The organism is Megamonas sp. Calf98-2 (assembly GCF_900110235.1).
In the GTDB taxonomy this organism is placed as follows: Bacteria; Bacillota; Negativicutes; order Selenomonadales; family Selenomonadaceae; genus Megamonas; species Megamonas funiformis.
This window is the reverse complement of the sequence record NZ_FOCY01000029.1, coordinates 18,683-27,695: the sequence shown is the minus strand read 5'-3', so window position 1 is coordinate 27,695 and position 9,013 is coordinate 18,683. Positions and strand designations below refer to the sequence as shown.

The following is a 9,013-nucleotide window of genomic DNA, read 5'->3' as shown; positions in this document are numbered from 1 at the left end:
AATTGCTTTAACTTTAAATTCATTTGAGTATTTAGTCATAAAAAAACTGCACCTCCAAAAGTTGTTTTGTGTCCAACTTTTGGGGTGCAGTTCACTAACTATTGAATGCTTTTATTTTATTATTAACGAAAATATTTTAAATACCTTTATGAAGAAACTTTAGGCTAAAAATAAAAAACTTGCTTAAGTCAAAATGTCAAATTATAATATAATTAGTGATAAAAATTTTTAAAATAAAGGTGATTAATATGAGCAATATAGCTGACTTAATTGAAGATTATATCCTACGTCGTCTGGCGGCTGAGCATAATCGCAAAGTAGAATTAAAACGCTCAGATATTGCCGATGAAATATCTTGTGCTCCCTCACAGATAAGTTATGTACTAAGCACACGTTTTACTCAAGACAAAGGTTTCGTTGTCGAATCTCGTCGTGGTCTTGGTGGCTTTATTCGCATTGGTAGAGTTCCACTACAAGATTTAATTTACCAAGATATATTAGCTAAAATAGATGAAGATATTACTTTAGATGAAGTAAATAATATTATTCATTATTTATTTAAACGAGAATTAATCCAAAAACGTGAAGCAGCTTTGCTTTTGCAAACGCTCTCCACTGTATTTGACAAATTAGATGCTAAAGAACGTGTATCTTTTATCAAATCATTAATTATGACTTTGGCTAATTTTAGCTAGATTATTTATAAATAATTTACAAAGGAGACATTTTTTATGTTATGTGATGAATGCCATAAACATGAAGCTAGTATTTATGTGACTGAAATTACCAGTCAAGGACAAATAGAACATCATCTTTGTGAATTTTGTGCTACAAAATTAGGCCTATTAGCTGAAAAACAAAATGTATTCTCTATAAATGATTTTTTATCTGGAATTTTCAATCATGAACCTAAAACCACTAAACATAGTGATACAAATAACTTAAAAAAACCGCTCATCTGCCCAAGTTGCCATATGAGTTATCAAGATTTTACTAGAACTGGCAAAATAGGTTGCAGTGATTGCTATAAAACTTTTGCCCTTGCTCTAGAGCCTTTACTTCGTCGAATTCATGGTTCTAGTACCCATATCGGCAAAATTCCTAATCGCGCTGGTGGCACATTGAATTTAAAACAAGAAATTTTAAATTTACGCAAACAGATAACTAAATATGTAGAAGCTGAAGAATATGAACAAGCTGCTGTTTTGCGCGACCGCATTAAAGTTTTAGAAAATCAATTACATGCTAAACAAAATTTAGATAAAGGAGTTGACCAAAATGCCTAAATTTACCACTCCTCAATTATCTTGGCTTACTACTTTAGGTAAAGAAGCAGATATTGTTTTAGCTAGCAGAGTTCGCCTCGCTCGTAATTTAAAAAATTTACCATTTCCTAATCGCGCTAATATCAATGATTTAGCTCAAATCAAAGAATTAATTATTCGCTTAATTCCAGCCATAGAAAGTGCTACAGGTCTAAAATTTGACTATCTGGAAATCGATAAATTAACTCATCTTGAACAACAAGTTTTAGTAGAAAAACATCTCATCAGTAAAAAATTATTGACCAACCCAGAAAATAGATTATTGATTTTAAGTCAAGATGCTTCTGTAACTATCATGGTAAATGAAGATGACCATTTACGCATTCAATGTATGGCTTCTGGCTTAGATTTAAATACACCTTTAGCCAAAGCTTTTGCCATTGATGATGCCATTGAAGCTTATTTAAATATTGCCTTTGATGAAAAAATGGGCTATTTAACAGCTTGCCCTACAAATTTAGGAACAGGTCTTCGTGCTTCTGTCTTACTGCATTTACCTGCACTTGTGATGACTCAACAATTATCAAAAATTGTCAACATTTCACCACAATTAGGCTTAGCTATCCGCAATTTCTTTGGCGAAGATAATGCAGGTAATATTTTCCAAATAGATAATCAATTAACTCTAGGCTTTAAAGAACAAGAATTAATCTATAATCTCAATAGTACTGTAACTGAAATTATCTCCCATGAACGCGAAGCAAGAAAAGCTCTTTTAAATTATTCCCCTGATAAACTCGCTAATCGTGTATGGCGCTCTTTCGGTATTTTAAAATACGCTCGTTTTATCTCAGAAAATGAAATGCTTGATTTAGTAAGTAAAGTGCGCTTAGGCGTTGACCTTGATATCATTGATGAAACAAAACCAGAGCTTTTAAATATCTTATTGATTGCCAGTCAAAAAAATTATATTCAAAACTTACAACAAAATGAAAATATGACACCTCAAGAAATTGATAAACAACGTGCTCATATCATCAGAAAAATATTGCAAGAATTAGCCCCAGATATATCTATGAGCTGATTTTAATTACAGAAAGGATTTATTTATGCAAGGACGTTTTACTCAATCTGCTATAAAAGTCTTAAAATTAGCTCAATATGAAGCAAAACATTTAAAACATGCTCATGTAGGCACTGAACATATCTTACTTGGTCTATTACATGAAGGTACTAATGTAGCTGCTAAAGCTCTCTCTTCTATAGGTATAGATTTATATACAGTAAGGCAAAGAGTTCATGAATTAGTGGAAAAAGAAGATTTTGACGATCTTGAAACTGAAGAAATAGGCTATTCTCCTGAAGCTAAAACTATCATGGAATATGCTGTCGAACAAGCACAAGCTTTAGGGCATGATTATATTGGCACTGAACACATTTTACTTGGTATCATCTACGATACTGAAAGTATAGCTTGTGAAATCCTCATCTCTTTAGGCGCTGATTTAGATATTATCCATGATGCTATCTTGGATTTATTAAATGAAGATACTTTAAACGATATGCCTAAATTAAATGTCTTTAAAGAAAATAAAGCTCCTAAAAAAGATAATAATACCAAAGATAACAAGCAAAAAAATAATTCTGCTACACCTCTATTAGATAAATATGGTAGAGATTTGAATATATTGGCACAAGAAGAAAAAATAGACCCTGTAATCGGTCGCAATCGTGAAATTGAACGTGTAATTCAAATTTTATCTCGCCGTACTAAAAACAATCCAATTCTCATTGGTGAGCCAGGTGTGGGGAAAACTGCTGTTACAGAAGGATTGGCTCAACGTTTAATCAATGGCAATATTCCTAAAGTCTTAGCTTCTAAACGCATCATTTCCTTAAATATGGCAAGCTTAGTTGCTGGCACTAAATATCGCGGTGATTTTGAAGACAGACTCAAAAAAATCATTGATGAAATCATTGAAAATAAAAATATTATTTTATTCATTGATGAAATGCATACTCTCATAGGCGCAGGTGCTGCTGAAGGCTCTATGGACGCTGCTAATATTTTAAAACCAGCTCTATCTCGTGGCGAAATTCAAGTAATCGGTGCTACTACTTTAAAAGAATACAAAAAATATATTGAGAAAGACTCTGCCCTTGAACGACGTTTTCAAACTATCATGGTGAATGAACCTAGCGTTGAAGATGCCATCAGCATTTTAAAAGGCATTCGCAATAAATATGAAGAATTTCATTGTGCTAAAATTACAGATGAAGCTATCAAAGCTGCTGTAAAAATATCTCAGCGCTATATCACAGATAGATTTTTACCAGATAAAGCCATTGATTTAATGGACGAAGCATCTGCTAAGGTTCGCTTAAAAACAGTAAATATCCCTACAAATATTTCACAATTAGAACAAAAAATTCAAGATTTGAAAAAAGCTAAAGAAAAAGCTATTGATAATCAAGATTATGAATTAGCAGCTACTATCCGCGACCAAGAAATACAAATCAAAGAAGAATTAGCTACTGCTAAAACTGCATGGGAAAAACAAAATAATGCTCAAATAGCTGTAACTGAAGAAGATATCGCCGATGTCGCTACTCTTTGGACTGGTATCCCTGTAAAAAGATTAGTAGCTAAAGAAGCAGATAGACTTTTGCATATTGAAGATATAATTCATAAACGTGTAGTAGGTCAAAATGAAGGTGTAAACGCTGTAGCTAAAGCCATTCGTCGTGCTAGAGCAGGACTTAAAGACCCAAAACGTCCTATAGGTTCATTTTTATTTTTAGGCCCTACTGGTGTAGGTAAAACAGAATTAGCACGTTCATTGGCAGAAGCTATTTTCGGTGATGAATCCGCCATGATACGCTTTGATATGTCCGAATATATGGAAAAACATACAGTATCTCGTATGCTCGGTGCTTCTCCAGGTTATATCGGCTATGATGAAGGCGGTCTATTAACTGACGCTGTTCGTCGCAAACCGTATGCTGTTATTTTATTAGATGAAATCGAAAAAGCCCACCCAGATATTTTCAATATTCTTCTGCAAGTCTTAGATGATGGTCGCCTAACCGACAGCCAAGGCAGAACTGTTGATTTCAAAAACACAGTCATCATCATGACATCAAATGCAGGTGCTTTTAAACTACAACCACAAAAGACAAATACCATGGGCTTTACTGTCAATGAAGATAAACAGATTAAACAAAATGCTAAAAAAATCGTCATGGACGAAGTAAAAAGACAATTCAAACCAGAATTTCTCAATCGTATTGATGAAATAATTATCTTTGAACCACTAACTGATAAAGAATTGACTCAAATCGTTACTTTATTATTAAATGATGTTCAAAAGCGATTAGCTGAAATGGATATTGAATTAATCATCAAAGATGAAGTAAAATCTTATCTCTTAAAACATGGCACTGATACAATCTATGGTGCTAGACCGCTAAAACGTGCTGTTCAACGCTATCTTCAAGACCCACTTGCTGAACAATTATTGCAAAAAAATATAAAATCCATGCAAAAAATAATTATAGATTGCGTTGAGGATAAATTGACTTTTAAAGTTGATGATGTATTGCCTACAGAAAATATCGAAAATCTAACAGATAATTTTGAGGTTACAAATAAATAATGAATAAAGTACAAAAAAATTTTTTAGCTGAAAAATCTTTGATAAAACGCATAAAAAATTTTACTTTAAATTTTTTAATCGCCATTATTTGGCTAGTAAAATCCATGGCAAAATATCTCAAAAAATATTTACACATTAAATCCAAATAATAAAAAAATTACAAGGAAACTTATTATGGCTAAACGCAAAACCTTATATGTATGTCAAGAATGTGGCTATAGTGTTCCTAAATGGCTTGGCAAATGTCCAGGTTGTGGTCAGTGGAATACTTTAGTTGAAGAATTAGAAGAAGTTACTCCTTCTAATAATCGTGGTTTTAGCCTTAGTACAAATAAAACAAATAGTTCACCTAAACCCATAAAAGAAATTGCTACAGAAGATTTACCTAGATTTAGTGCTGGCTCTGTAGAAATGAACCGCGTTTTAGGTGGAGGTATAATTCCAGGGTCACTTGTCCTCATGGTCGGTGACCCTGGTGTTGGTAAATCCAGTTTGAATTTGCGTATTTGTGCTAATGTAGCTACTACCCATAAAGTTTTATATGTAACAGGTGAAGAAAGTGCTCGTCAAATTCGCATGCGAGCTGATAGATTAAATGCACTTCAAGATAATCTCTTTGTTCTAAGCGAAACAGATTTAGAACGCATTGAACGTCATGTACTTGAAACAAAGCCTGATTTATTAATCATCGACTCCATTCAAACTATTTTTCGCCCTGATGTCCAAAGTGCGCCAGGTAGCGTCAGCCAAGTACGTGAATGTTCTGTAAGCTTACTTCGCATTGCTAAACAAAATAATATCTCCATCTTCATCATTGGTCATGTAACTAAAGACGGCACACTTGCAGGTCCTCGTGTGCTTGAACATATCGTTGACACAGTACTTTATTTTGAAGGCGAACGCAATGCTGAATATCGTGTTTTACGTGCTGTAAAAAACCGCTTTGGTAATACTAATGAAATCGGTATTTTTGAAATGCGTGAAACTGGTCTTGTCGATGTTCCTGATGCTTCTAAAATGTTTTTATCTGAAGAAAATAGCAATGAATCTGGTACAGTAATCATACCTGCCCTTGAAGGAACTCGACCTCTTTTAGTAGAAATACAATCTCTAGTAGCTCCTACACCATACGTACCGCCACGCAGGACTTCTGACTCTATAGATATCAAAAAAATTCAATTATTATTAGCAGTCCTAGAAAAACGCGTGCATTTAAATATGGGTACTTGTGATGTATATGTAAAAGTAGCAGGTGGCATAAAAATAGATGACCCATCTGTCGATTTAGCTCTTTGCTGTGCTATGGCTTCAAGTTTTCGCAATCAAAGTATCAAACCTCAAACTATTATCTTTGGTGAGGTCGGACTTTCTGGCGAAGTACGCTCTGTCAGCCAACCGGATATAAGAGTTCGCGAAGCTATTCGCATGGGCTTTACAAATATCATCTTACCTGCCAAAAATTTAGAACGCCTTGAACATTTTGCTTCAAATGTACAAATCCATGGTGTTCGTTATTTAAGTGAAGCCTTAAAAATTGCACTTAACTAGAGGTTTTATCATGAATATAATAATTCGTCCTATAAAAGAAAATGAAATTCCTTTATTAACCGATTTTTTATATGAAGCAATTTTTCTTGCAGATACTGACCAAATTCCACCCAGAACAATAATTCAAGAACCTAGTTTATGGCGTTATATAAATAATTTTGGTAAAGAAAAAGATGATTATTGTTTTATTGCCCAAGTTGATAATTATATAGTAGGTGCTGTATGGATACGCTGTATTCAAGGATTTAGTCATCTAAATGACAATATTCCTGAACTAGCTATGTCCATATACCCTCAATATCGAAATAAAGGTATTGGTACTTCTTTATTAAAAAACTTTTTAACTTTTTTACGGCAAAAAAATTATACTCAAATATCACTATCCGTGCAAAAGAATAATTATGCTGTAAATATGTACAAAAAATTAGGTTTTAAAATCGTTTCTCAAAATCAATCTGAATATATTATGTGTTTATGATTAAAAAATTATAATTTGATTATAATTTTGCAATCTTAATGGACTTTTGTTCATTATTTTAGTAGAATAAATTTATAACACATTCGTAAAGGGGGTTTAATTTCAACAGTGTTATTAAATAGAGTTTTAAAATTTTTTATAACAGTCTTTGCTGTTATCATCGGGGCAACTTTACTAGAGTTTGCTAGTCCTGTTTTAGCCTATATTATTAGTGCTGAATTTTTACAAATTAACCTCGATATTTTAGATATGACTATGATGAATGCTCTATCTATTCTCATCGGTGGTATTATTGGTGGTTCTATTGGATTTATTTCTTCTTCTTATTGTATAAACAAATTACGTATCTTCTCTATATGGGTAGAACGTCAGCTCAGTAAAATGCCAACACATGATGTTGTTGCTGGTGTTTTAGGTTTAGCTATCGGTCTTATTCTTGCTAATCTTTTAGGTGTCGCATTCTCTAGAATTCCTTTAATCGGTCCTTACATTCCAATCATTTTCAGTATTGTCTTTGGTTATTTAGGTTTATATATTACCATAAAGAAACGAAAAGATATTATTGCATTATTACCTTCTCGCATTAAAGAAGACGCTAATAAAAATGATGATAATTCATCTGTGGATAAAATAAAGACAGAATTAAACACTCCATCATATAAATTACTCGATACAAGTGTTATTATTGATGGTAGAATTGCTGATATCTGCAAAACAGGTTTTATTGAAGGTACTTTATTAATCCCTGTTTTCGTATTAGAAGAATTACAATTTATCGCTGACTCTTCAGATTTACTCAAAAGAACACGCGGTAGACGCGGTCTGGATATCTTAAAACGCATTCAAACAGAATTTGATATGCTTGTAAAAATCGACCATCACGATTATGATGATGTTACAGGTGTTGATTCCAAATTAATCCGTTTAGGACAAGAAATCGGTGCTAAAATCATCACTAACGATTTTAATTTAAACAAAGTCGCTGATTTACAAGGCGTTCAAGTTCTCAATATTAACGAATTAGCTAATGCTATAAAACCAGTAGTTATTCCTGGTGAAACTATGGTAGTAACTGTAGTAAAAGATGGTAAAGAACAAGGACAAGGTGTTGCTTATTTAGACGACGGTACAATGATTGTCGTTGAAGGTGGTCATAAACATCTCAATGAAACATTAGAAGTTGTTGTTACTTCTGTATTACAGACAGCAGCAGGACGCATGATTTTTGCCAAACCAAAATAAAAACTATGAAAAGACTACGGGGTTTATACTTCGTAGTCTTTTTTTAAGGAGGTATTCTTATGGTTTCTGTTATTTTTCCCGCAGCCGGTCAAGGAAAACGCATGGGACTTGGCTTCAACAAAATTTTCACTGAGCTTTCAGGTAAACCAATCTTAATTCAAACTCTACTTACTTTTTCTCGTTGTGATTGTGTTGATGAATTAATCATTGCTGTCGATATCAACGAGATGGAAATTATTCGCAAAGTCTTAAGTAAAATTCCTAAACTAAAACCTTACAAAATCGTAGCAGGTGGTTCTGAACGTCAATATTCTGTTTATAATGGCTTAATGGCAGTAGACCCTGCTTCTGATATCGTACTTGTTCATGATGCTGCTCGTCCTTTAATTTCTGAAACAGTAATCCAAAATGTAATCAATGAAGTCATGATATCTGGTTCAGCTGTTTGTGCCGTTCCTGTAAAAGATACTACGGCTGAAATCAATGAAATGGGCTTTATCGAACGAGTACCAGATAGAAACAAATTATGGGCAATTCAAACACCACAAGGATTTAAAAAAGAAATTTTAATTGAAGCTCATAAAAAAGCTCAAGAAGATAATTTCTTAGGTACTGATGAAGCTAGCCTTGTTCGTCGCACTAGCCATGCAGTAAAACTCGTTATGGGAGATTATAATAATATCAAAGTTACAACTCCTACAGATTTAGTCATCGCAGAAATGTTATTCGGACAAAAAGTAAAAAATCACGCTAAAATAAAAATTTCTTCATTATTTAATGAAGTCTTCACTAAGGTCTCAAAATAAACATAATAATAGAATAGA

At 33.1% G+C, this 9,013-nt stretch carries 9 protein-coding genes; all 9 read left to right on the top strand.

Translation table 11 applies throughout. The features are described from left to right. The first annotated feature begins 248 nt into the window (after nucleotides 1–248). The 9 genes from BMX03_RS08955 to ispD all read left to right on the top strand — a co-directional run bounded on the left by BMX03_RS08955 (nucleotide 249) and on the right by ispD (nucleotide 8,995). On the top strand, nucleotides 249–695 hold the full coding sequence (locus BMX03_RS08955) for a CtsR family transcriptional regulator (RefSeq protein WP_008537359.1): 447 nt from the start codon (nucleotides 249–251) through the stop codon (nucleotides 693–695). Nucleotides 696–731: 36 nt separating this feature from the next. Next, on the top strand, nucleotides 732–1,286 hold the full coding sequence (locus BMX03_RS08950; protein ID WP_091694958.1) for a UvrB/UvrC motif-containing protein: 555 nt from the start codon (nucleotides 732–734) through the stop codon (nucleotides 1,284–1,286). After that, nucleotides 1,279–2,349 (top strand): protein arginine kinase, encoded by a 1,071-nt coding sequence (locus BMX03_RS08945; RefSeq protein ID WP_091694955.1) that lies wholly within the window; start codon nucleotides 1,279–1,281, stop codon nucleotides 2,347–2,349. Before BMX03_RS08950 ends, BMX03_RS08945 begins: the two co-directional genes overlap by 8 nt. Nucleotides 2,350–2,374: 25 nt before the next feature. Beyond that, on the top strand, nucleotides 2,375–4,921 hold the full coding sequence (locus tag BMX03_RS08940; protein ID WP_091694952.1) for an ATP-dependent Clp protease ATP-binding subunit: 2,547 nt from the start codon (nucleotides 2,375–2,377) through the stop codon (nucleotides 4,919–4,921). Then, nucleotides 4,921–5,070: a hypothetical protein gene (locus BMX03_RS11175; protein WP_167624304.1), complete on the top strand. Its 150-nt coding sequence runs from the start codon at nucleotides 4,921–4,923 to the stop codon at nucleotides 5,068–5,070. The genes BMX03_RS08940 and BMX03_RS11175 overlap by 1 nt, the downstream gene beginning before the upstream one ends. A gap of 25 nt (nucleotides 5,071–5,095) precedes the next feature. Then, the gene (gene radA, locus BMX03_RS08935; protein ID WP_015563251.1) at nucleotides 5,096–6,469 is read left to right on the top strand and encodes a DNA repair protein RadA; all 1,374 of its coding nucleotides are present in this window, start codon (nucleotides 5,096–5,098) and stop codon (nucleotides 6,467–6,469) included. Nucleotides 6,470–6,479: 10 nt separating this feature from the next. Beyond that, on the top strand, nucleotides 6,480–6,947 hold the full coding sequence (locus BMX03_RS08930) for a GNAT family N-acetyltransferase (RefSeq protein WP_091694949.1): 468 nt from the start codon (nucleotides 6,480–6,482) through the stop codon (nucleotides 6,945–6,947). A gap of 108 nt (nucleotides 6,948–7,055) precedes the next feature. Next, complete coding sequence (locus BMX03_RS08925; RefSeq protein ID WP_018998717.1) at nucleotides 7,056–8,189, top strand: PIN/TRAM domain-containing protein; 1,134 nt, start codon at nucleotides 7,056–7,058, stop codon at nucleotides 8,187–8,189. 59 nt (nucleotides 8,190–8,248) lie between these two features. After that, on the top strand, nucleotides 8,249–8,995 hold the full coding sequence (ispD, locus tag BMX03_RS08920) for a 2-C-methyl-D-erythritol 4-phosphate cytidylyltransferase (protein ID WP_008537350.1): 747 nt from the start codon (nucleotides 8,249–8,251) through the stop codon (nucleotides 8,993–8,995). Nucleotides 8,996–9,013: the final 18 nt, after the last annotated feature.